The organism is Roseovarius pelagicus (assembly GCF_025639885.1).
Taxonomy (GTDB): Bacteria; Pseudomonadota; Alphaproteobacteria; order Rhodobacterales; family Rhodobacteraceae; genus Roseovarius; species Roseovarius pelagicus.
Map to the genome: position 1 here is coordinate 3,491,143 of NZ_CP106738.1, position 20,496 is coordinate 3,511,638.

General features: G+C 56.4%; 21 protein-coding genes and 1 tRNA gene. 21 read left to right on the forward strand and 1 reads right to left on the reverse strand.

The features are described 5' to 3' along the window. The first annotated feature begins 61 nt into the window (after positions 1-61). The 17 genes from fabG (at position 62) to N7U68_RS18415 (ending at position 15,688) form a co-directional block, all read left to right on the forward strand. Entirely contained in the window at positions 62-799 is a 738-nt protein-coding gene (gene fabG / locus N7U68_RS18335; RefSeq protein ID WP_165193145.1) for a 3-oxoacyl-[acyl-carrier-protein] reductase, read from the forward strand. 391 nt (positions 800-1,190) lie between these two features. Next, entirely contained in the window at positions 1,191-1,424 is a 234-nt protein-coding gene (locus tag N7U68_RS18340) for an acyl carrier protein (RefSeq protein WP_111735012.1), read from the forward strand. A gap of 216 nt (positions 1,425-1,640) precedes the next feature. Beyond that, positions 1,641-2,384: a 1-(5-phosphoribosyl)-5-[(5-phosphoribosylamino)methylideneamino] imidazole-4-carboxamide isomerase gene (locus N7U68_RS18345; RefSeq protein WP_263047741.1), complete on the forward strand. Its 744-nt coding sequence runs from the start codon at positions 1,641-1,643 to the stop codon at positions 2,382-2,384. A gap of 229 nt (positions 2,385-2,613) precedes the next feature. After that, positions 2,614-3,873 carry a beta-ketoacyl-ACP synthase II gene (gene fabF, locus N7U68_RS18350; protein WP_165193141.1) on the forward strand — a complete coding sequence of 420 codons (1,260 nt, stop codon included), beginning with the start codon at positions 2,614-2,616 and terminating at the stop codon, positions 3,871-3,873. Then, the gene (gene mltG, locus N7U68_RS18355) at positions 3,873-5,030 is read left to right on the forward strand and encodes an endolytic transglycosylase MltG (RefSeq protein ID WP_263047742.1); all 1,158 of its coding nucleotides are present in this window, start codon (positions 3,873-3,875) and stop codon (positions 5,028-5,030) included. The genes fabF and mltG overlap by 1 nt, the downstream gene beginning before the upstream one ends. Positions 5,031-5,128: 98 nt before the next feature. After that, on the forward strand, positions 5,129-6,925 hold the full coding sequence (locus tag N7U68_RS18360; protein WP_263047743.1) for an ABC transporter transmembrane domain-containing protein: 1,797 nt from the start codon (positions 5,129-5,131) through the stop codon (positions 6,923-6,925). Positions 6,926-6,995: 70 nt separating this feature from the next. Beyond that, the gene (lysM, locus tag N7U68_RS18365) at positions 6,996-7,424 is read left to right on the forward strand and encodes a peptidoglycan-binding protein LysM (RefSeq protein WP_263047744.1); all 429 of its coding nucleotides are present in this window, start codon (positions 6,996-6,998) and stop codon (positions 7,422-7,424) included. A gap of 228 nt (positions 7,425-7,652) precedes the next feature. Beyond that, on the forward strand, positions 7,653-8,537 hold the full coding sequence (locus N7U68_RS18370) for a carbon-nitrogen hydrolase family protein (RefSeq protein WP_263047745.1): 885 nt from the start codon (positions 7,653-7,655) through the stop codon (positions 8,535-8,537). Positions 8,538-8,629: 92 nt separating this feature from the next. Continuing rightward, on the forward strand, positions 8,630-8,848 hold the full coding sequence (gene infA / locus N7U68_RS18375; protein WP_005978431.1) for a translation initiation factor IF-1: 219 nt from the start codon (positions 8,630-8,632) through the stop codon (positions 8,846-8,848). Positions 8,849-8,934: 86 nt separating this feature from the next. After that, complete coding sequence (locus tag N7U68_RS18380; protein WP_263047746.1) at positions 8,935-9,534, forward strand: Maf family protein; 600 nt, start codon at positions 8,935-8,937, stop codon at positions 9,532-9,534. Next, positions 9,531-10,550: a ribonuclease E/G gene (locus N7U68_RS18385; protein WP_263047747.1), complete on the forward strand. Its 1,020-nt coding sequence runs from the start codon at positions 9,531-9,533 to the stop codon at positions 10,548-10,550. The genes N7U68_RS18380 and N7U68_RS18385 overlap by 4 nt, the downstream gene beginning before the upstream one ends. Then, on the forward strand, positions 10,547-10,738 hold the full coding sequence (locus tag N7U68_RS18390; RefSeq protein ID WP_165193129.1) for a DNA gyrase inhibitor YacG: 192 nt from the start codon (positions 10,547-10,549) through the stop codon (positions 10,736-10,738). Before N7U68_RS18385 ends, N7U68_RS18390 begins: the two co-directional genes overlap by 4 nt. Before the next feature lie 78 nt (positions 10,739-10,816). After that, a tRNA-Phe gene (locus N7U68_RS18395) sits at positions 10,817-10,891 on the forward strand. Between the two features lie 345 nt (positions 10,892-11,236). Further along, positions 11,237-13,894 carry an SMEK domain-containing protein gene (locus tag N7U68_RS18400; RefSeq protein WP_263047748.1) on the forward strand — a complete coding sequence of 886 codons (2,658 nt, stop codon included), beginning with the start codon at positions 11,237-11,239 and terminating at the stop codon, positions 13,892-13,894. Continuing rightward, positions 13,891-14,268 carry a hypothetical protein gene (locus tag N7U68_RS18405; RefSeq protein WP_263047749.1) on the forward strand — a complete coding sequence of 126 codons (378 nt, stop codon included), beginning with the start codon at positions 13,891-13,893 and terminating at the stop codon, positions 14,266-14,268. The genes N7U68_RS18400 and N7U68_RS18405 overlap by 4 nt, the downstream gene beginning before the upstream one ends. Next, on the forward strand, positions 14,252-14,650 hold the full coding sequence (locus N7U68_RS18410) for a hypothetical protein (RefSeq protein ID WP_263047750.1): 399 nt from the start codon (positions 14,252-14,254) through the stop codon (positions 14,648-14,650). Before N7U68_RS18405 ends, N7U68_RS18410 begins: the two co-directional genes overlap by 17 nt. Before the next feature lie 132 nt (positions 14,651-14,782). Beyond that, positions 14,783-15,688, forward strand: coding sequence for a radical SAM/SPASM domain-containing protein (locus N7U68_RS18415; RefSeq protein ID WP_263047751.1), 906 nt, complete (start codon positions 14,783-14,785; stop codon positions 15,686-15,688). Between the two features lie 48 nt (positions 15,689-15,736). On the opposite strand, the gene N7U68_RS18420 is transcribed toward N7U68_RS18415, so the two are convergent. After that, on the reverse strand, positions 15,737-15,946 hold the full coding sequence (locus N7U68_RS18420; protein ID WP_263047752.1) for a hypothetical protein: 210 nt from the start codon (positions 15,944-15,946) through the stop codon (positions 15,737-15,739). Between the two features lie 246 nt (positions 15,947-16,192). Between N7U68_RS18420 and N7U68_RS18425 the strand changes: the two genes are divergently transcribed. From N7U68_RS18425 to istB, 4 genes are all read left to right on the forward strand, one after another. Continuing rightward, a complete protein-coding gene (locus N7U68_RS18425) occupies positions 16,193-16,654 on the forward strand; it encodes a hypothetical protein (RefSeq protein WP_263047753.1) in 462 nt (153 codons plus the stop codon). Between the two features lie 282 nt (positions 16,655-16,936). Further along, positions 16,937-17,167, forward strand: a complete 231-nt coding sequence (locus N7U68_RS18430) for a hypothetical protein (RefSeq protein WP_263047754.1) — start codon at positions 16,937-16,939, stop codon at positions 17,165-17,167. A gap of 1,003 nt (positions 17,168-18,170) precedes the next feature. After that, the gene (istA, locus tag N7U68_RS18435) at positions 18,171-19,700 is read left to right on the forward strand and encodes an IS21 family transposase (RefSeq protein ID WP_263046779.1); all 1,530 of its coding nucleotides are present in this window, start codon (positions 18,171-18,173) and stop codon (positions 19,698-19,700) included. Further along, complete coding sequence (gene istB / locus N7U68_RS18440) at positions 19,690-20,481, forward strand: IS21-like element helper ATPase IstB (protein ID WP_263046774.1); 792 nt, start codon at positions 19,690-19,692, stop codon at positions 20,479-20,481. Before istA ends, istB begins: the two co-directional genes overlap by 11 nt. Positions 20,482-20,496 lie beyond the last annotated feature (15 nt).

Sequence of the window (20,496 nt, forward strand, 5' to 3'; positions counted from 1 at the left end):
AGGCGTTTGGTTTTTCCGACGAAAAATCTCAGCCTGCGCAACTGAAATGGAAGGAACGCAAATGTTCGATTTGACGGGAAAAACAGCGCTGATCACCGGCGCATCGGGCGGTATCGGGGGCGGTATCGCCCGCGCGCTGCACGGTGCAGGTGCCACTGTCGGCCTCAGCGGGACACGGGTCGACCCGCTGGAGGCACTGGCTGCAGAACTGGGCGACCGCGCACATGTGCTGCCCTGTGATCTGGGGGACGGCGATGCAGTGGGCGCGCTGCCGAAACAGGCGATTGATGCGATGGGCGGGCTTGATATTCTGGTGAACAACGCGGGTATCACCCGCGATCAGATTTTCATGCGCATGTCGGATGAGGACTGGCAGACGGTGCTGGATGTGAACCTGACCAGCACCATGCGGCTGTGCCGGGCTGTCATGCGTCCGATGATGAAGGCGCGCTGGGGGCGGATCGTGAATATCAGCTCGATCGTGGGGGCTACTGGCAATCCTGGGCAGGCCAACTATGCCGCGTCCAAGGCCGGCATGGTGGGGATGACCAAATCCATCGCCTACGAGGTGGCCAGTCGCGGCATCACCGCCAACGCAGTCGCACCGGGCTTCATCGCTACAGCGATGACCGACAAGCTGACTGACGAGCAGAAAGAAAAGATCAACGTGCAGATACCCGCTGCGCGCATGGGAACACCCGAAGAGATCGCGGCGGCGGTGCTCTATCTCGCCAGTGTCGAGGCCGGGTATGTGACCGGCACTGTGCTGCATGTGAACGGCGGGATGGCGATGCTTTGATCCGTAGCCGAACGGGGAATCGAAATCCGCTGCCGGGTAGGAGTGCAGACGAGCAAGCGTAGATCGCTGGGAAAGACGGTAAATCTTTGACTTTGTTTGCGCGGTTTTTATTTATTATATACCGGCGCTTTACATGGTACTTGACGATCCATTCGATGTGATCCCCTCTTGTATTCTGTGCGCATCTCGCCGATCTTTGAAAGGATTTGCCAAAGCCGCGCCATATGCTATAGGCGGCGCAGATTTGCCGGGGGATAGGCCAAGCGCCGCTCTGGTGGTCCGGGTCCGGGCCAACACCACCGCCCCTCCGGGGCACGACTTCAAGGCCACTTCCCGTCTCGGGCGGGGGCGATAACGGGCCTAGGCGCCCAAAGACGATGAGGATTATAACATGAGCGACATCGCAGACCGCGTGAAGAAAATCGTTGTAGAGCACTTGGGCGTGGAAGAAGACAAAGTGACTGAGAACGCTTCGTTCATCGACGATCTGGGCGCAGACAGCCTGGACACGGTCGAGCTGGTCATGGCGTTCGAAGAAGAGTTCGGCATCGAGATCCCCGACGACGCGGCTGAAACCATCCAGACGTTCGGCGATGCGGTGAAGTTCATCAAAGAAGCATCCTGAACGCTCAGCCCCGCTGAGAGTTTACCAAAGACCCTCGCCAATCGGGCGGGGGTCTTTTCGTTTCTACAGCAGCGGAAAAAGTCCCCGGAAAGCCGCGAACGACGCCGGGGATGCCGATTTGGTGATATCGCTCCCAGTGTGTAGGATGCAAAGATCGTACTCGCCCCGGCGTGGTGCAGGGGTGCGCAAGCGCGATCAATCGGGGGCAAGCCTGCCATGATTATCTATCCCACTCTCGAAATTCTGAACGGAAAATGCGTGTCTCTGACTCGTGGTCGTCTTGATGAGCCGATGCTCTGGCATGTGGATCCGATCGAGCGCGCCAAGAGCTTTGCTGCGGCGGGTGCGGAATGGATGCACCTGACCGACATCAACGGCCTGACGGGGGACAGCCCCAATGCCGAATTATGCGAAGAGATCATTCGCAGCGCCGGGATTCCGGTGCAATTCGGCGGTGGCTTCCGGACCCGCGATCAGGTCGATAGCTGGATCGACAAAGGCGCCGGGCGCATCGTGATCGGCACCATGGCCACGCGCGAGCCAGAACTGTTGCGCAATCTAGCGAAAATGCATCCTGATCAGATCGTGCTGGCCGTAGACATCTTTGAGGGCCATGTGATGACCGATGGCTGGCGTTCGCGCAGCAGCTTTACCCCCGAAACCTATGTGGCGGCCTTTGATGATGCCCCGCTGGCGGGAATCATCGTTACAGACATTGATGCCGATATCGCCGATCAGGACGCAAGTCTGGGCGTGATTACCGGCTTGGCCGCTCAGACTCGCCATCCTGTCATTGCGCGCGGCACTGTGCGCGGGATCGACGATGTGGCGCGGTTGAAATACGTCAAGAATGTCGCAGGCACCCTGATTGGCCGTGCCTTGCTGTCAAGGGATGTGGATCTGGACGAGGCGCTTGCGATGGCTGCGGCTGTCCAAGAGCCGGTGGCAGAGTTCAAGTAAGCCACGGACAAATCTGCGGCAGGGCGCTTTGCCGCCCGCGCGCTTCGGCTTGGTCTTGCCCCTGAGGGGCAAGCCGGGGTATGCACTGAGGTCAGCGCGGTTTGCATATGTTCCGAGTATTGGATTCAATGTGGACCGCCTATCGCGCTGAGGGCTGCGGAGCTTTTCCGGGTTCTTTGAGTCAGGAAAACGCAAGAAGCGTTGAGAAGCAGATTGAGGGGGCAGCATCATGCGCCGCGTCGTAGTAACAGGCCTTGGATTGGTCACACCGCTGGCCTCCGGCGTCGAAGAAACCTGGGAACGTCTGTTGGCTGGGGAATCCGGTGCCGGGCCTATCACCCGGTTCGATCCCACCAATGTCCTCACCAAATATGCATGCGAAGTGCCCTATGGCGACGGCACGGAGGGGACGTTCAACCCCGATCAGTTCATGGAGCCGAAAGAGCGCCGCAAGGTTGATGATTTTATCCTCTATGGTGTCGCGGCTGCCCAGCAGGCTGTCGAGGATTCAGGCTGGATGCCCGAGGACGAAGAGAGCCGCCTGCGCACTGGCGTGATGATCGGTTCCGGCATTGGCGGACTGCAATCAATCGAGCAGACCACGCTGACGATCCGGGACAAAGGGGTGCGCCGAGTCTCGCCATTCTTTATCCCCGGCGCGCTGATCAATCTGATTTCGGGTCAGGTTGGCATCCGCTACGGCTTCAAGGGGCCGAACCATGCGGTGGTCACGGCCTGTTCCACGGGCGCACATGCCATCGGCGATGCTGCGCGGCTGATCATGTTCGGTGACGCCGATGTGATGGTCGCGGGCGGGGCAGAGGCGGCGATTTGTGAGATTGGGATCGCCGGGTTCAACGCCTGTAAGGCGCTCAGCACAAAACGCGCGGACGACCCCAAGGCGGCCAGCCGCCCCTATGACACGGATCGCGACGGGTTTGTGATGGGCGAAGGTGCGGGCATCGTCGTGCTGGAAGAGTTGGAGCACGCACAGGCCCGCGGCGCCAAGATTTACGCCGAGGTGCTGGGTTATGGCCTGTCGGGCGACGCGTATCACATAACCGCCCCCTCGGAGGATGGCGATGGCGGTTATCGCGCCATGCAGAGCGCGCTGAAACATGCGGGCGTCGACGCGGCAGATGTAGACTACATCAATGCACATGGCACCTCGACCATGGCCGATACGATCGAACTGAAAGCGGTCGAACGGCTGCTGGGTGATGCGGCTGGAAATGCGACGATGAGTTCGACCAAATCCGCGACCGGCCACCTCTTGGGCGCTGCCGGTGCGATAGAGGGCATCTTTGCCATTCTCGCCATTCGCGATCAGGTTGTGCCGCCTACGATCAATCTGGACAATCCCGCTGTCGAGACACCGATTGATCTGGCCCCCAATGCCAAGCGTGCGCGCAAGGTCGATATCGCCATGTCCAACAGCTTTGGCTTTGGTGGCACCAATGCGAGCCTGTGCATCGGGAAACTACGATAATGTGGCGTCATATTGCCTCGAATGCGCTGACATTCCTGGTGGTTCTGGCCTTCCTTCTGGGGGGCGTGATCCTCTGGGGGCAGAACACCTATAACGCCGAGGGTCCGTTGGAAGAGCAGATCTGCCTGCGGGTCGAGCGTGGCAGCTCGATGCGGCGCGTCTCGACCAATCTGGCATCGGAACAGGCCGTGACCAACGCTGCGATTTTTCGTGTCGGCGCGGAATACACGGACAAGAGCGAGGCGCTGAAGGCGGGTAGCTGGTTGATCCCGCAACGCGCCAGCATGGCTGAGATTACGGATATCATTACCAAGGGCGGCGCCAGCACCTGCGGCACCGAAGTGGTCTATCGCATCGGTGTGACCAGTTCCGAAGTTGAGGTGCGAGAGCTTGACCCGGCGACGGGGCGCTATGTGGAAAAGGCAGCCTTTGATCCAAAGCAAGACGCCGCTCCGGCCGAATTTGTTGATGTGCGCGCGGAAAGAGATACGCGCTACCGCGTGGCGATCGCCGAAGGTGCGACCAGCTGGCAGATCGTCGATGCGCTAAAATCTGTTGACGTCCTGAAAGGCGACCTCGAGGCCATTCCACCCGAAGGCAGTCTGGCACCCGACAGCTACGAAGTGCGCCTGGATGACACGCGCGCTTCGATCATCGCCCGCATGCAAGAGGCTCAGGAGGCGCTGGTCGCAACGGCATGGGAAAATCGCGATCCTGATTTGCCATTGGCCAGCCCCGAAGAAATGTTGATCCTCGCGTCAATCATCGAAAAGGAAACCGGCGTGGCAGAAGAGCGCGGTCAGGTGGCCTCGGTCTTTGTCAATCGCCTGAACAGAGGGATGCGCCTGCAAACCGACCCGACCGTGATCTATGGCGTCACCGAAGGTAAGGGGACGCTGGGACGGGGGCTGCGACAGAGCGAACTGCGCCGCGAAACCCCGTGGAACACCTATGTCATTGACGGGTTGCCCGCGACACCCATCGCCAATCCGGGCCGCGCTAGCATTCAGGCGGCAGTCAGCCCGGCCACGACGGATTTCATATTCTTCGTGGCGGACGGCACTGGTGGCCACGCTTTTGCCGAAACGCTGGATGAACACAACGCCAATGTCGCCAAGTGGCGCCAGATCGAAGCAGAGCGCAGCCAGACCGACTAACGACCCTTTTTGTTTGGTGCGCCCCTGCGGCATGACGGCCCCTTGACCGTACGTCCGCAGGCGGCCATGACCCGGCGAAACAACACAAAGGAAATGGCATGGTACGCAGGGCCGAAAACGGTGCGGATCTGCTGGATCGCGAAAAGTCGAAACGCGTCGGCGCGCTGGGCGCGCTACGCCCGTTCATCGCTCCTTACAAATGGTTGGCGGTTGCCGCAGGGCTGGCGCTGATGCTGACCGCAGGTGTGTCACTGGTCCTGCCACTGGCAGTGCGCCGTGTTATCGACAATTTCAACGCTCAGGATGGCGCGGTTCTCGATCAGTATTTCATGGCGGCAATGGGCATTGCCGCGTTGCTGGCGGTGGGGACCGGGCTACGCTACGCGCTGGTCTCAAAGCTGGGCGAGCGGGTTGTGGCGGATGTGCGCAAGGCGGTCTTTGACCGGGTCATCGGCATGAGCCCCGCGTTTTTCGAGCGTACCATGACAGGTGAAGTCCTGAGCCGGATCACCACCGACACCACGCTGATTCTGAGTGTTATCGGGTCGTCCATCTCGATCGCGTTGCGCAATCTTCTGATCTTTCTCGGTGGTCTGGTCCTGATGCTGTTCACGGCGGCAAAACTGGCCGGTATGGTGCTGCTGATCGTCCCGTTGGTGGTGGTTCCGATCCTGACGCTGGGGCGCCGCCTGCGCAAGCTGAGCCGCGAAAATCAGGATTGGATCGCCGAAAGCTCGGGCACCGCGTCTGAGGCATTGCTGAGCGTGCAGACGGTGCAGGCATTCACCCATGAGGACGCCACGCGTCATAGCTTTGCCGATGTGACCGAGCGCAGCTATATTGCCGCACGCCAACGCGTGCGTACGCGAGCGATAATGACGGTGATCGTGATTTTTCTGGTATTTGCCGGTGTTGTCGGCGTGCTGTGGTTCGGCGCAAACGCAGTGCGGGCGGGCGAAATGACAGCCGGAACGCTGGTTCAGTTCGTGATCTATGCCGTCATGGTCGCCAGTTCGGTTGCCGCCCTGTCGGAAATCTGGGGAGAATTGCAGCGCGCAGCTGGCGCGACTGAGCGGTTGGTCGATCTGCTGAATGCCGAGGACCCGGTCACGGACCCGGATGTACCGGCGGAACTGCCCGCCAAAATCGCCGGCGCGATCAGCTTTGACAATGTGCAGTTTCACTATCCGTCGCGCCCGGATGCACCGGCGCTGGACGGTTTGACGCTGGATATCGCGCCGGGAGAGACCATCGCACTGGTCGGTCCATCCGGCGCTGGCAAAACCACCGTCATCCAGCTTATTCAACGGTTCTATGATCCCGAGGCGGGGCGTGTCACCCTCGACGGCGTCAATCTGCGTGACGTGCGGCGTGATGCATTCCGCCACCACATGGCGCTGGTCCCGCAGGACCCGGTGATCTTTGCCACGTCTGCCCGCGAAAACATCCGTTTTGGCCGTTTGGGTGCCACCGATGCAGAGGTCGAAGCCGCTGCGCGCGCCGCTGCCGCGCATGATTTCATCGCAGCTCTGCCCGACGGCTATGACAGCCCGGTGGGAGAACGGGGTGTGATGCTGTCAGGTGGGCAAAAACAGCGTATCGCGATCGCACGGGCGATTCTGCGCGATGCGCCCGTGCTGCTGCTGGACGAGGCCACATCGGCTCTGGATGCCGAGAGCGAACGCGCAGTGCAAAGTGCGGTCGAGGCGCTGGCGCGCGGACGCACCACAATCATCGTCGCGCACCGATTGGCCACGGTAAAGAAGGCAGACAGGATCATCGTCATGGAGGACGGTCGCATTGTCGCCACTGGTACACATGACAGCTTGGTGGCTGAAGGTGGGCTATATGCGCGCTTGGCCAAGCTGCAGTTTACCGATGGGGAGGTTGCCTGAGCATTTCCCCCTCGACCTTTGTCGCAGCGCCGATGATGATGCACCTATTGGCAATCAATTGGAGTGTGACATGGGACTGTGGAATTTTATCACCGGCTCGGGCAAAAAAGTCGAAGGCAAGGACGGCAAACCCGATGCTGAGGCGCTGAAGAAAGAAGTCGCGGACCTTGGGCTTGATGCCGAAGGGCTGGATATCGCGGTTGAGGATGGCGTGGTCAAAGTTTCGGGTACGCCGAAAAGCCAGGAAGCCAAGGAAAAAATCATCATGGCTGTCGGCAATGTTGAAGGTGTGTCGGGCGTCGAAGACAATGCTGGTGGCGCTGACCCGGTGTTTCACGAGGTTAAAAAGGGTGACACGCTCTGGGCGATTGCAACCGAGACCTTGGGCAACGGCGCGCGCTATACTGAGATTTTCGAAGCCAACAAGCCGATGCTGAGCGATCCTGACAAGATCTATCCCGGCCAGATGCTGCGCATTCCGCAGGATGCATCGGCCTGATCCTATTGTGCGCCTGACGGCGCGCTGGATGCTTTACACCGGCCCTGCGGGGCCGGTGGGCGCGTGAGGCGGCGTCGCACCCATGCCGCAACTAACGATCACATGGTTTTCGGTGTTCCAAAATTACTCGACCCGACGGCTCAACGTTTCGAAGGTTGAGTATTTGGGGGTACTGAAAGTCTGTTGTTTGATCTGGACGTCGCGCGTTGCTCGGGTCAGGATGGAAACATGAAAGTTGCAACCGCCGCCTATCCGCTGGATCCGCTCAAGAGCTGGTCTGAATATTCCGAGAAGCTCGATGACTGGGTCGGCCGAGCCGCGGGGCAGGGGGCCGAACTGCTGGTCTTTCCCGAATACGGGGCGATGGAACTATCGATGCTGGCTGGACCAAAGGTCGCCGGTGATCTGGAAGGTTGCCTGCACGCGGTCTCGGACCGGATTGCGGATGCCGACGATCTGCATGCCGATCTGGCCAGCAAGTACAAAGTGCACATCCTTGCCGCTTCGGCCCCGGTTTTTGACGACGCGGTGGGCGAGCGGCCTGCGAACCGCGCGCGGCTGTTTTCGCCGACCGGCGGGCGCGGTGTGCAGGACAAACAGATAATGACCCGATTCGAGCGTGATCCGTGGGACATCGCGCCGGGTGGTCCGTTGCAGATATTTGACACCGCGCTGGGCAAACTTGCCGTGTTGATCTGTTACGACAGTGAGTACCCGTTGCTGGGCCGGGCCGTGTCAGAAGCGGATGTGATTCTGGTCCCGTCCTGCACCGAGGCGTTGGCAGGCTACTGGCGTGTGCGCATCGGGGCGATGGGCCGCGCATTGGAGCAGCAATGCGTCAGTGTGATGTCCTCGCTGGTCGGTGATGCGCCGTGGTCGGCTGCCACCGATGAGGGGACCGGTATGGGCGGTGTTTTCGGGCCGCCTGACACAGGATTTCCCGCGACGGGTGTTCTGGCCGAGGGGGTCCTGAACAACCCCGGCTGGACCTATGCCGAGGTCGATGCCGAGAAGATAGCGCAAGTACGTGCAGACGGCATCGTGCTGAACCGAACCCATTGGCAGGAACAGACTGGGCGTGATGCAGCGCCTGTGTTAACACGGCTTGGCTGACAAATCACTTTAGAGGCTTGAAAATCCCCGCGAATGGGGCCATTTAATGCCGCATTCCGCAGTTTGGCGGAAAAGTGGATGTAGGAGACCACATGGCCAAGGAAGATACGCTCGAATTTCCCGGTGTCGTCAAGGAACTCCTGCCGAACGCGACATTCAGGGTCGAGCTGGAAAACGGCCATGAAATCATCGCGCATACGGCGGGCAAGATGCGTAAGAATCGCATCAGGGTTCTGGCAGGCGACAAGGTGCAGGTCGAGATGACCCCCTATGATCTGACCAAGGGTCGGATCAACTATCGGTTCAAATAGGGCAAAGCGCAGCTTTGCCCAGCGCGGGAAAGCGTTCTGCCTTTGGCGGAATGCGGCGGTACCCGCCTGAGATCTGGGGGCGAAAAATGCCAACTTCTGCCGCGGCCCCCAAACTTATCCTCGGCTCTGGCAGCCCGCGTCGGCGCGAACTGCTGGCACAGATCGGTATCGTGGCGGATGACGTCTGTCCTCCCGACATTGACGAAACGCCCCGCAAGACCGAATTGCCGCGCCCGTATTGCATTCGCATGGCGCAGGAGAAGGCGCTGGCCGTGACGGCTGGCGCGGACGATATTGTGCTGTCGGCGGATACAACGGTGGCATTGGGGCGGCGCATATTGGGCAAGCCGGTGGATGCGGGCGAGGCGGCTCAGTTTCTGCTGGCACTTTCAGGGCGGCGCCACCGGGTTATCACGGCCGTGGCAGTCCGGCGCGGTGGCCAGATATGGCAGCGAGACGTGCTGAGTCACGTTAAGATGAAGCGGTTGTCGGACGTCGAACTGAACGGCTACCTTGCCACGGGTGACTGGCAGGGCAAGGCTGGAGGCTATGGCATTCAAGGACCTGCGGGCGCGTTGATCCCGTGGCTGAGCGGGTCGTTCACGGGCGTTGTCGGCCTGCCATTGGCGGAAACGGCGACATTGTTGCAGGCGGCGGGTTATCCATTTTGGAGGCAAGACATATGAAGGGACGAACAATCGTTCTGGATCATATCGGCGACACCGAGGCAGCGGCACTGCTGGTGGATGGGGTGCTGGACGATTTGCTGGTCGATAGCGATGCGCCGCGTCCGGGGACAATCTATCGCGCCATTGCGGATCGCCCGGTCAAGGGGCAGGGCGGGATGTTTCTGCGCACGCCGGATGGCGCTGCGTTCTTGCGTCAGATTAAGGGACTTTCACCTGGGCAACCCCTGCTGGTGCAGGTCACTGGTTATGCCGAGCCCGGCAAGGCGATCCCGGTCACGCAAAAGCTGTTGTTCAAGAGCCGTTACGTGATCGTGACTCCCGGCGCGCCGGGCTTGAACGTGTCACGCAGCATCCGCGACGAAGACCGGCGCGACAGCCTGCTGGAGATTGCGCATGCCGAGATGGATGCCAACTCGATGGGGCTGATCCTGCGGTCGTCCTGCGTGGATGCCTATGCGGACGAGATTGCCGAGGATATCCGCGGAATGGCCGATCTGGCGCATTCCGTGATGGGGGATGTGTCGGGCGATGCCGAAACGTTGACCGAAGGTGACGCGCCGCATCTCTATGCGTGGCGCGAATGGCAGGCAGAGGACGTACACAGGGCACCTGACGGGTTTGCCGATCTTGGTGTGCTGGACCAGATGGAGGCGCTGCGCGAGCCTCTGGTGCCGCTCTCCGGCGGCGCAGCGCTATATATAGAGCCGACGCGCGCACTTGTGGCTGTGGATGTGAACACCGGCGGGGATACCAGCCCTGCCGCTGCACTGAAGGCCAACCTCGCCTGCGCCAGTGCGTTGCCGCGCCAGTTGCGTCTGCGGGGCCTGGGCGGGCAAATCACGCTCGACCTTGCCCCGATGGCGAAAAAGGATCGACGCGCGTTCGAGTCAGCTTTGCGTGCAGCATTTCGTGCCGACCCGACAGAGACCGCGCTGGTTGGTTGGACCCCGCTGGGTCACTTCGAGCTTCAAAGAAAACGCGACCGCATCCCGTTGGAGGCCTGCTTGCGATGAGTTGCCCAATCTGCAAAGCGGCGACCAAGCCGGCGTTTCGTCCGTTCTGTTCGCGTCGTTGTTCAGATATCGATCTCGGCAAATGGTTGAGCGGCGACTATGCTGTTCCGTCTCGCGACCCCGAAGATATCGACGCCGCGCAGGAAGCCGCAGAAGCTGCGCGGGCAGTCCCGCCGAAACCACACTGAAATTTTTAATCTTACCTCTGGACAGCCCCGCACGGCTGACCTAGAACGCGCTCACCCGAACGCCTTGGCGTTCTCCGTGCCCGGGTAGCTCAGGGGTAGAGCAGTGGATTGAAAATCCTCGTGTCGGTGGTTCGATTCCGCCCCCGGGCACCATATAAACCGAATAAAATCATAGCCTTACGTAAAATTTTGCCTTTTGCGTGGTAGTTAAGAATTGCTTCGGGTATCGCTCGGGTATCATTTCTTGACTGACGAGCTCATAACCCAAGCTCTGGGATCACGCTGTCCCATCGTTGGGATTCCATGCAGGCACCAAGCGCGTCCTATCAGATTGATCAATTCGATAAGTTGAGCGGCCGATCCGCCCAACGAATGTACACGGCTTGGTTGCTCAGCGGGATGCCCATCTATAGCTTGCATCTTAATTGGTCTTTTCTGGCGAATAAACAGCTCACTAAACCATTTGAAAACGACGAGCACTGAGGCTGAACGAAACTAATGACAAGACAAGAGCTACTTCAAAAGTCTGCCTCACTACTTGGACGATTTGCATACGAGGTGCGGGTTTCAAACGCTCTAGGTTTGTTTGACATCAATACCATCGCAGAAGATCTACTTGTGCCAATCTTCGCGACAATCTTGGACTGCCCAAATATCCAAAACCAGAACCGCATTCAAATGAACTACCCAGCTGTAGATTTGGGATGCAGTGTCAGTCGAATATCAATTCAGGTCACATCAGATGCATCCAGCAGCAAGATCAACGAGACACTAGAGAAGTTCCAGTCCCACGGCCTCGATGCGGACTTCGACCGGGTTTTGGTATATGTACTCACCGAGAGGCAACGGTCCTATAATTCCAAGGCGCTCGCAGCAACCGTCGCAGGTTTGCCGATAGAATTCAGCATTTCTCGCGATATCTTGGATTTCCACGACTTGGCGCAACTGATCGGCGAACTTTCAAATGAAAAAATCCAACAGGTTTGTGATCTTCTAGAAGGAGAGTTCAAGAAAGCAGATGCCAATGCGAAATTTCGCGCAGAGCTGGATGCCTTCCTGAACGTAAGTGGCCAGAAAATTGAAGACGAGAAACGCACGAAAAAGTACATACCTTCTGTGTTCGTGGAAACATCTGGAACCAAGGAGCAGATGCGGTTTTTTGCGCATCCTATGTTTTTCCACAGAAAAATTGATGACGCGCTCAGTCGCTTCAGTCTAGAGCAATTCAACGAACTCTTACGGTTAGCTCAGATTGATGAGGTGCATGGTGACCTGCCTTCGCTGGCAAGCCTGCCAGCCCCCAAAGACCTGCCTGATCTACGAAATCGGCTTACAGCTCAACTGGAGGCAACAACCCGGCTTAAAGATCGAGTCTCAGTCTTCTCATGGTACGGCGAACGTGAGGAGCGGTACGTGCCCAAGGACTACCTAACTGGATATTGGACGGTGTTTCGACATAACGTCGAATCCAACGGGAGTGGAGTGCACCGATCTCTCGACGAGATCACAGATCAGATAAACCTAGCACTGGCAAAGATTTTCCTCGTGACCGGAATGGCTGGACAGGGAAAAACAAACTTTGTTTGCGATTTGGTCGAGAACCAGTTCAGAAAATTTGAGATACCAACGATCTTCATTCCGGCAAGGAAGTTGAACGATTTCCACGGCTCAAATCGAATCCAAGACTACATTGCGAACAATAGGTTTGCGCCTGAAACCAGGGACATTCATGAGCTGCTGGCTGTGTTTGACGAGGTGGCTAAGGAATGCGGCAAACCGTTCATTCTCGCCATTGATGGGATCAACGAAGTAGGTGACCTCGACGGCTTTGTCTCGGAGCTACGAGTGTTTCTGGATGCACTTTGCCAGTACGATTTCGTCAAGGTAATCATAACCTGCCGAAACGAGTTCTTTGATCACAAATTCGCCGGGGTGTTCGAGCCGGAATTCGCAAATCATTTGCATCGGGTTCAAGACCTTCGCAACGAGATGTCGGAAGACAACAAGACCCGATTGCTTCGCTCATACCTTGATCATTTTCAGATTGATGTAGGCCTTTCCAGTTCGGCGAAAGAGTTCCTGAAAAACGACCTCATACTGCTCAGAATATTCTGTGATATCCACGAAGGAAAAAGTATTGGGGACGTACCTGAAATCTACAAGGGCGATCTCTTCGAAGCATATCTGACGATGAAGATCAAAGAATTTCCAGTCTCTTTGCAGCGAGTAGCTTTGGCTTCGATCTACAAAATTTGCGCGGGAATGTTGGAGAGCGGCGAGTTTTCACAGCTTCAGCTGGATGGGTTTGAGGGTGCGGAAATAGAGATCGTCGAGAAACTGATAGGGGAGGATATCATTCTCAGAAGAGAGTTGCCGACTACAGGCCTCGCATCAATTGGTATTGAAAATATCTCATTTACTTATGATGAGATGAGAGATTTTCTGCTTGCACATTTCGTAGTTTTTGAACTTGCAGCGAATGCGCCCGAGAAAGTTGATCAACTATTTAAGGCGGTGACCGTTTGGCCGATTTATGAAGGTTTCTTTCGATACGCTTACGTTCTGGCAAGAAAGAACAATTGCGATGGCGTTATAAGATCGTGCGAAGCTTTTGATGACTTTGATCAGCACTACCTCAATAATTTGGAGCTGTTGTCTGTTGACGTACAAACGGAAAACGATGTTTCACGAGTTAGGTCACTGTTACGAAGCCTTCGTGTTGTGAATGACATCCATCACCTTGCTTGGACTTTGTTCCGAAAAAGAGATGAAGCCGCCCCTTTGAATGTTCAGATTTTGGCGGATCATCTCGCCGATCTGGACGATGCTGCGCTGGAAAAATTCGTAAAAGCGATGTTCTCGTCTGAGCACGGTTACATAGACGATCGTTGGAAGGATAGAGTGAGCCACCTTTTGAAGAGCTTGCTCGGGCTTGATGATGACCAGCAACTTGGTCTTGGAATTCCTGCATTGGCTGTGGCTTTGTACTTTGTACCTTTTGCGCGTTGGGATGAACGAGAAGCTACGAAGAACCTTTTCTCGCGAAGGGCAGACGAACCAGTATTCCGCGATGCGGTCAGCATGTGCAACCAAGCGAATTCAGACTCAGTACGAGCATGCAAAGCGGAAATCTCCGGCGAACAGGCGCTTGCATGAGAGACGATATTAAACTCATCCTTCCAACATCGTGGGAGCCGGACAAGGGTGCCTTTCTCGCAAAGCTTGGGGTTGCCAAAGGGGGGTTAGGAGAGCAATTTTTCGGTAGTGTGTACGATGCATTCTTTACCCATGCTATTGATATAAAACAAGAGTTTGAAAAATACTACTCGGTCGAATATGCAAGCTTGGCCGACTACATGGAGATTAGGTATGGGGAAGCCTTGAGCGAAGACGACTTGGGTTGTGAACACATATTCCTAGTGACTTGGATACCGCAAGTCGTTGATGAGGATTACGAGAACAACAAATTTGATGTAGTGACTGAGTGCATCGGAGAGTTGGAAAGGTCTCAAAATGAAGATCAAACTTGATTTCGTTTCGAACAGTTCATCGACGTCATTTGTGTATATTTCTGATGTTGAATTGACTGAAGAGGCATTTTTGGAAGCTGCGGGTGTAGAGCGCGATGGTCCTGTCGGCGATCTGTTTGTGCAGATGCATGGAGAGGTTAAGTATGCGTTGCAAAGAGGTGCTACGGTGACCTCTAAAGAAGCTGCCGAGCGACTTTCGGGAACACATGAATTCACTCCTGAGGTAATCCAGCGGATGAAAGACGCCATTGATCAAGGGAAAAGGGTTTCGACAGGGTCGCTTAGCAGCGATGGGCCTCTCGCAGAATCCTTACTGTGCATGGCCATGTTTGAAGTCGAGTCCGAGGCATTCTATATCAACGCATACAACAATTATTGGTGATCTGTGCTGAAAGCCCAACGCTACAAGAGCCTCGGCTATACGTCTTTTTTTAACTCGGACACCGGTTTCTTCGCGCGGGTTCCGGACAAAGACTCGAAGGATCCGTTCTGGTCCCCCCACGGACCAGAGTTGATGGACATATCGATCACCAACTGGTGTGATAAAGGCTGTGCCTTCTGCTACAAATCTTCGACCAAGCACGGTCAGCATATGGCCTTTTCGGACTACAAGAACGTCATCGACCAAGCTTCAGAGATGGGGGTTTTTCAAGTTGCCTTAGGGGGCGGCAACCCGAACCAGCATCCTGATTTTGTGGAGATTTTGGAATATACTGCGGCAAAAGACATAGTACCAAACTACACGACCAATGGGCGTGGCCTGAGTAGCGAAATTCTTGAGGCGACACGCAAACACTGCGGCGCTGTAGCTGTATCTGCCTACGAGCCGTTCGATGAAACAGCGGGTACTATTCAGACACTGACCTCTCACGGTATTAAGGTCAACGTTCACTTCATTCTGGATTCTGAAAGCATCGACTTAGCAATTAAATGGCTCAACGAACCACCAGAATTTTTGCGCGGGATAAACGCCATAATATTCTTAAATTACAAACCATCTGGGCGGAAAGTTTTCGAAAAAAGAATGCTGCGCAATAGTAATCGTCTGGATGAGTTTTTCGAGTTGGCAACTTCAAGTCAGCGTAAATTGAAGGTCGGTTTTGACGCTTGTTGTGTAAGTGGTGTTTTTGCCCGAACAAATGCCAATTCAACCATGGTCGACGCCTGCGACGCCGGACGTTTTTCCATGTATGTTTCGGAAGACCTTTCAGTGCACCCGTGCTCTTTCCAAAGTGGCCTCGCTGAAGGGGACCAGCTCAATGAAGGTACTTCGTTACTCGAGATTTGGACAAATTCGGAGAACATGTCTTCTTTTCGAAACTACTTTGCTTCCGAGCGCTGCGGTGGGTGCTCGCATCGCTCGACCTGCATGAATGGATGTCCTCTTTTTGACGACCTTGTCGTTTGCGGCAACCGCTAGAGATTGGGAGCTCGTCGAAACAAGATATCAAGCTTTAGTAGTTGAGATTTAGTCAGACTGCGGTGCCAGCACCTTTCGCGCCTCCTTTTCGGCGTCAGCCCCTTTTACCCATTGCCACGGGGTGCGCGGCTTTCGCGCCTTCACGAGTTCGGGGTTCGCCTTGGCGTCGCTGGCAGCAGCGCGCAGGCGTTCGCGGGCCTCACGTGGGTCGATCTTGAGTTCTTCGCAAAGGGCTTTCAATGTGATGATATCGGTCATGTCGATCTCCTAAGTTTCTGATGCAGATCGATAAGACGAGGCCAGCAGGCATGTCAGGGACAATCCCAAATACCACTTGCTGCGCCAGTGATGTCAATTTGTCGAACAGCGGATGGATCATCTCATTCTTGGAGCATTATTGCGCATAGGCCGTGAACAGGTTGGATAGAAGCCATTACTTGTTGGGCTGCTGATTTTCGGCGACACTAAGTAGAACAGATATTGGTTACTGGGAGGGCGGGCCCCTTGTGGAATGTGGTCAACTTTGGAAAGTGGAAAGGCAAAGGGAAATCCCTGCCGCAAATCCTTGTTTCTGATCCGGATTGGTTTTTCTGGGCTCTAGAAAGCGGTGCGTTCAAAGGCCCCCTCGCGACGCAGGCTGAAACACTGGCACATCGAGCCCGCGCGATAAGGCTTCCTCCAGCGTTGGCGGGGACGCATTGCGTACGGCATTGGCTATCGTTCGATGGAAAATATCATGGTTTCGAACTAATTGAGACGACGCAAGGGCCGCATCATGGGTCGAGTTCGGAAGCGCGCCGCCTTTTACTCAACATGGAGTTCCCTCGAAAAGTTCAGCAGTACGACAAGCTCGGGTGCAAGCACATGATGAAGAGCTTCAAGCAGCATTGGTTTGGGGGAAAACCTTTTGCCAAAGCGAAGGTTGAAGCTTTCTTTAGCGATCCGGCGAACTTCGATGCGGTCTGATCAAAAATAGGCGAAAGGCCAAGCCGCGCTGCAATTGGCTAACGCTGGGTGATCCCAAACCAAGCCCTGGCAGGCACGGTTAAACGCGCGCGCGGCGGCGTTACATTGAGCCAGAGGGCCTCATGGCCGAAATGAACGACATATTGCGACAACAGCGCCAATAACGTCGGTATTGGCCCGTGTCAGCTGCACAGACTCCCCTCGATCTAGGAAAAACCCTGACGCCCACCACCCCTTGATCTTATTGCGCTGTCGCAACCGCAACTAGCAAAGGAGGCCACAATGGTCATTCGGGCGACATGGGCATTCAACGGGCAGGAGAAGATCATTCTCGGCAACTGGCACAGCCTGTGGTGCCTGCTGTTCGGGCCGCTGTACTACCTGTTCAAGGGGATGTTCCTGTGGTCTATCTTGTCACTACTCACAGCCAACGGCCTGTGGATTGGCTTCCCGCTCTACAATCGCGCCATCGTCACGCGACACTTCCACAAGAAAGGATGGGTTCAAGAATGAACCACGGCGCACCCAACCGTAGGGATTGCTACCCGACTGAGACCCGACAGGCGGTGCCGAAACCCAGCGCGATTGCGGACCGCATGAAAACACTCGACAAATTGGCTGCGACGAAATCCCGACAGTCTGATACATAGTCCTCGTGTCGCCCTAGACAGGCTTGCCGGACACCCAACGAGATGCTGGCGAGGGGTATGGAGCGAGGCGTTTTTTTTAACGGCACGCGCCCAGTGGGCGGACAAGGTGTCATACATACTGCCGAGATTTTCAGCTCCTAGCCGCTCCGCAGCCCTTTCTCGCGCTAGCCCCAAAAAAGCGAAAGACGGACCTGAGCCCGCCGCTCGTTCGATATAAAAATTATTGTACACGAATTATTATAACGATCACTCCTCGGCGCTGGGCTGCCCGAGCTTCCAGCGAGTACTTTTTCCCTTGCCCACTTGCTCGATCTCGCCGGACTTCGACATTTCAGCACGTAGGGCGTTCAAAGTACCGGCAGATGCAAGGCTCCGGGCTGTCACAGCGCTTTCGACCTTCTCCCACCTGACCGGCTTTTCGGAAAGAAATTCGAGAACAAAAACTCTCGCAGCATCAGTCGCTGACGAGGGCCTGCCGACCGTATTTGTCTCGACCCTGCAAACCTCGGCTTCATTCGCGTCCGAGAATTCCACCGGATGCAGAACAGGTGTTCCGTCGCGGCCTCCACCGAAGCGCTCGAATATGATGGTCTTTCCGAGTTCGCTGGCATTGGCCTTGCCGTGCGCTAAGGCAAACCTTGACCGATCCGTTGGGTCCGTCCCGTAAAAAAGAGCGGACCGAATGCTTGCGGCGAAGCCGATGGAACCGACAATGCGGTACAGGGGGTGTTCTGCCGATTGTTTGTTCAGGTGTGTTGATTGTCACTGAGAACTGACCCGGTAGCCCCATAAATTGTCACTGAGAACTGACCCATGTGAACACACTTCCCCGACGGTTTTGGTTGGGGGGATTTGGAGTGATCGACATGGGATTTTTGAGTGTCATTCGACGCTGGGCATTGCGTGACAAAATGCCAATCAGGGAGATTGCCCGGCGGACGGGTTTGTCTCGGAACACGATCAAGAAGTATCTGCGTGAAGGTGCGGTGGAGCCGAGGTTCAAGACGCCCAAGCGTCCAAGCAAGCTGGACCCCTACGCGGATCGGCTGTCAGCCTGGCTTTTAATCCAGACGCGGAAGTCACGCAAAGAGCGGCGGACAGTGAAGCAAATGCATGCTGATCTGGTGAAGCTGGGATATAATGGTTCCTATGAACGCGTGGCAGCTTTCGCCCGGGCATGGCGTGAAGATCGGCATCGAGCGGAACAGACGACGGGGCGCGGCACCTATGTGCCTTTGGTGTTCGCGCCCGGCGAAGCCTTCCAATTCGATTGGAGCGAGGACAGGGCCAACATCGGTGGTGAGCGCGTCAAACTTCAGGTCGCGCATATCAAACTGTCACACAGCCGGGCTTTCTTGGTGCGGGCCTACCCGCTGCAAACGCACGAGATGCTGTTTGACGCCCACTGGCATGCATTCCGCGTCTTCGGCGGCGTGCCTGGTCGCGGGATCTATGACAATATGAAGACCGCCGTTGATCGTGTGGGCAAAGGCAAGCAGCGGGACGTCAATGCACGCTTCAAGGCTATGGCCAGCCACTACGTGTTTGAGCCCGAGTTCTGCAATCCAGCCGCAGGTTGGGAGAAAGGCCAGGTTGAGAAGAACGTGCAGGATGCGCGCAACCGCATGTGGCAGGTCATGCCAGTCTTTGCCGATCAGGCAGAGCTGAACCAATGGCTTGAAGATCGCTGTATCGCCCTTTGGGCAGAGACACCGCACAAGGCTTTGCCGGGGTCCATCGCTGACGTGTGGGAGGCCGAGAAGCCCACGCTGATGGCACTGCCGCCGGCATTCGATGGCTTTATCGAACATAGTAAGCGTGTGTCACCCACATGCCTGATCACGTTCGAACGCAATCGCTACAGCGTTCCCGCCAGCTTTGCGAACCGACGTGTCAGTTTGCATGTCTATCCCGAACGGCTGGTCATGGTCGCTGAAGGGCAAACGGTTTGCGAGCATGCGCGGATCATCGAGCGGTCTCATCGCAAGCCCGGCAAGGTCATCTATGACTGGCGTCACTATCTCGCTGTCATCCAACGCAAACCAGGTGCCTTACGCAATGGTGCGCCGTTCACGGAGATGCCGGATGCCTTCCGGCAACTTCAGGATCACATGCTGCGTAAAGAAGGCGGTGACCGAGAGATGGTCGACATTCTGTCTCTGGTCCTTCAGCACAACGAAGATGACGTTTTGTGCGCAGTGGAGCTGGCACTTGAAGCGGGCGTCCCCACCAAGACGCACATCCTGAACCTGTTGCATCGATTGATCGACCGCAGACCGACAGATCACCCCGAGGTCGATCCGCCGGACGCACTGGCATTGCAGTCAACGCCAGAGGCCAACGTCGATCGCTATGACGGGTTGCGACAGACTAAGGAGAAGCGCCATGCGTCATGACCCAGCAGGAGCTTCTATCGTGATCATGCTACGCAGTCTCAAGCTGTACGGCATGGCAAATGCGATTGAAGACTTGGTCGCCCAGGGCGCGCCAGCGTTCGAAGCTGCCACACCAATGCTGTCACAGCTGCTCAAGGCCGAGATCGCCGAGCGCGAGGTACGGTCTATCGCCTACCACACGAAGGTCGCCCGCTTCCCCGCATATAAAGACCTCACCGGCTTTGACTTTGCGTCCAGTGAGATCAACGAGGCAACAGTCCGACAGTTGCATCGGTGCGAGTTCATTGAAGCGACTGAAAATGTCGTGCTGATCGGCGGCCCCGGAACCGGCAAAAGCCATACTGCTACAGCAATTGGTGTGCAGGCGATTGAGCATCACAGGCGAAAGGTCCGCTTCTTCTCGACCGTGGAATTGGTTAATGCACTGGAGCAAGAGAAAGCGCTTGGAAAGGCTGGGAAACTGGCTGAGATGCTGACCAAGGTCGATTTGGTTATCTTAGACGAGCTTGGCTACCTGCCGTTCAGTTCATCTGGTGGGGCATTGCTCTTCCACCTACTCAGTAAGCTCTATGAGCGCACCAGTGTGATCATCACCACCAACCTTAGCTTCTCAGAATGGGCGCAGGTCTTCGGGGATGCAAAGATGACCACCGCTCTCTTGGATCGGCTTACCCACCGCTGCCACATCCTCGAAACCGGAAACGACAGCTACCGCTTCAAGGTCAGTTCTGAGGCAGCAAAGAAAACTGCAAAGGAGGCCAAAACATTGACCGCATCATAGACCACGACGCATAAC

Excerpts from the sequence above, each read along its gene's own strand:
- N7U68_RS18400 (WP_263047748.1), top strand. The coding sequence starts at position 11,237 with ATGACAAGACAAGAGCTACTTCAAAAGTCTGCCTCACTACTTGGACGA.
- N7U68_RS18430 (WP_263047754.1), top strand. The coding sequence starts at position 16,937 with ATGGTCATTCGGGCGACATGGGCATTCAACGGGCAGGAGAAGATCATT.
- istB (WP_263046774.1), top strand. The coding sequence starts at position 19,690 with ATGCGTCATGACCCAGCAGGAGCTTCTATCGTGATCATGCTACGCAGT.
- N7U68_RS18370 (WP_263047745.1), top strand. The coding sequence starts at position 7,653 with ATGAAAGTTGCAACCGCCGCCTATCCGCTGGATCCGCTCAAGAGCTGG.
- fabG (WP_165193145.1), top strand. The coding sequence starts at position 62 with ATGTTCGATTTGACGGGAAAAACAGCGCTGATCACCGGCGCATCGGGC.
- lysM (WP_263047744.1), top strand. The coding sequence starts at position 6,996 with ATGGGACTGTGGAATTTTATCACCGGCTCGGGCAAAAAAGTCGAAGGC.
- N7U68_RS18415 (WP_263047751.1), top strand. The coding sequence starts at position 14,783 with ATGGACATATCGATCACCAACTGGTGTGATAAAGGCTGTGCCTTCTGC.
- N7U68_RS18405 (WP_263047749.1), top strand. The coding sequence starts at position 13,891 with ATGAGAGACGATATTAAACTCATCCTTCCAACATCGTGGGAGCCGGAC.
- N7U68_RS18345 (WP_263047741.1), top strand. The coding sequence starts at position 1,641 with ATGATTATCTATCCCACTCTCGAAATTCTGAACGGAAAATGCGTGTCT.
- fabF (WP_165193141.1), top strand. The coding sequence starts at position 2,614 with ATGCGCCGCGTCGTAGTAACAGGCCTTGGATTGGTCACACCGCTGGCC.
- N7U68_RS18340 (WP_111735012.1), top strand. The coding sequence starts at position 1,191 with ATGAGCGACATCGCAGACCGCGTGAAGAAAATCGTTGTAGAGCACTTG.
- N7U68_RS18420 (WP_263047752.1), bottom strand. The coding sequence starts at position 15,946 with ATGACCGATATCATCACATTGAAAGCCCTTTGCGAAGAACTCAAGATC.
- mltG (WP_263047742.1), top strand. The coding sequence starts at position 3,873 with ATGTGGCGTCATATTGCCTCGAATGCGCTGACATTCCTGGTGGTTCTG.
- infA (WP_005978431.1), top strand. The coding sequence starts at position 8,630 with ATGGCCAAGGAAGATACGCTCGAATTTCCCGGTGTCGTCAAGGAACTC.
- N7U68_RS18390 (WP_165193129.1), top strand. The coding sequence starts at position 10,547 with ATGAGTTGCCCAATCTGCAAAGCGGCGACCAAGCCGGCGTTTCGTCCG.
- N7U68_RS18385 (WP_263047747.1), top strand. The coding sequence starts at position 9,531 with ATGAAGGGACGAACAATCGTTCTGGATCATATCGGCGACACCGAGGCA.
- istA (WP_263046779.1), top strand. The coding sequence starts at position 18,171 with ATGGGATTTTTGAGTGTCATTCGACGCTGGGCATTGCGTGACAAAATG.
- N7U68_RS18410 (WP_263047750.1), top strand. The coding sequence starts at position 14,252 with ATGAAGATCAAACTTGATTTCGTTTCGAACAGTTCATCGACGTCATTT.
- N7U68_RS18380 (WP_263047746.1), top strand. The coding sequence starts at position 8,935 with ATGCCAACTTCTGCCGCGGCCCCCAAACTTATCCTCGGCTCTGGCAGC.
- N7U68_RS18360 (WP_263047743.1), top strand. The coding sequence starts at position 5,129 with ATGGTACGCAGGGCCGAAAACGGTGCGGATCTGCTGGATCGCGAAAAG.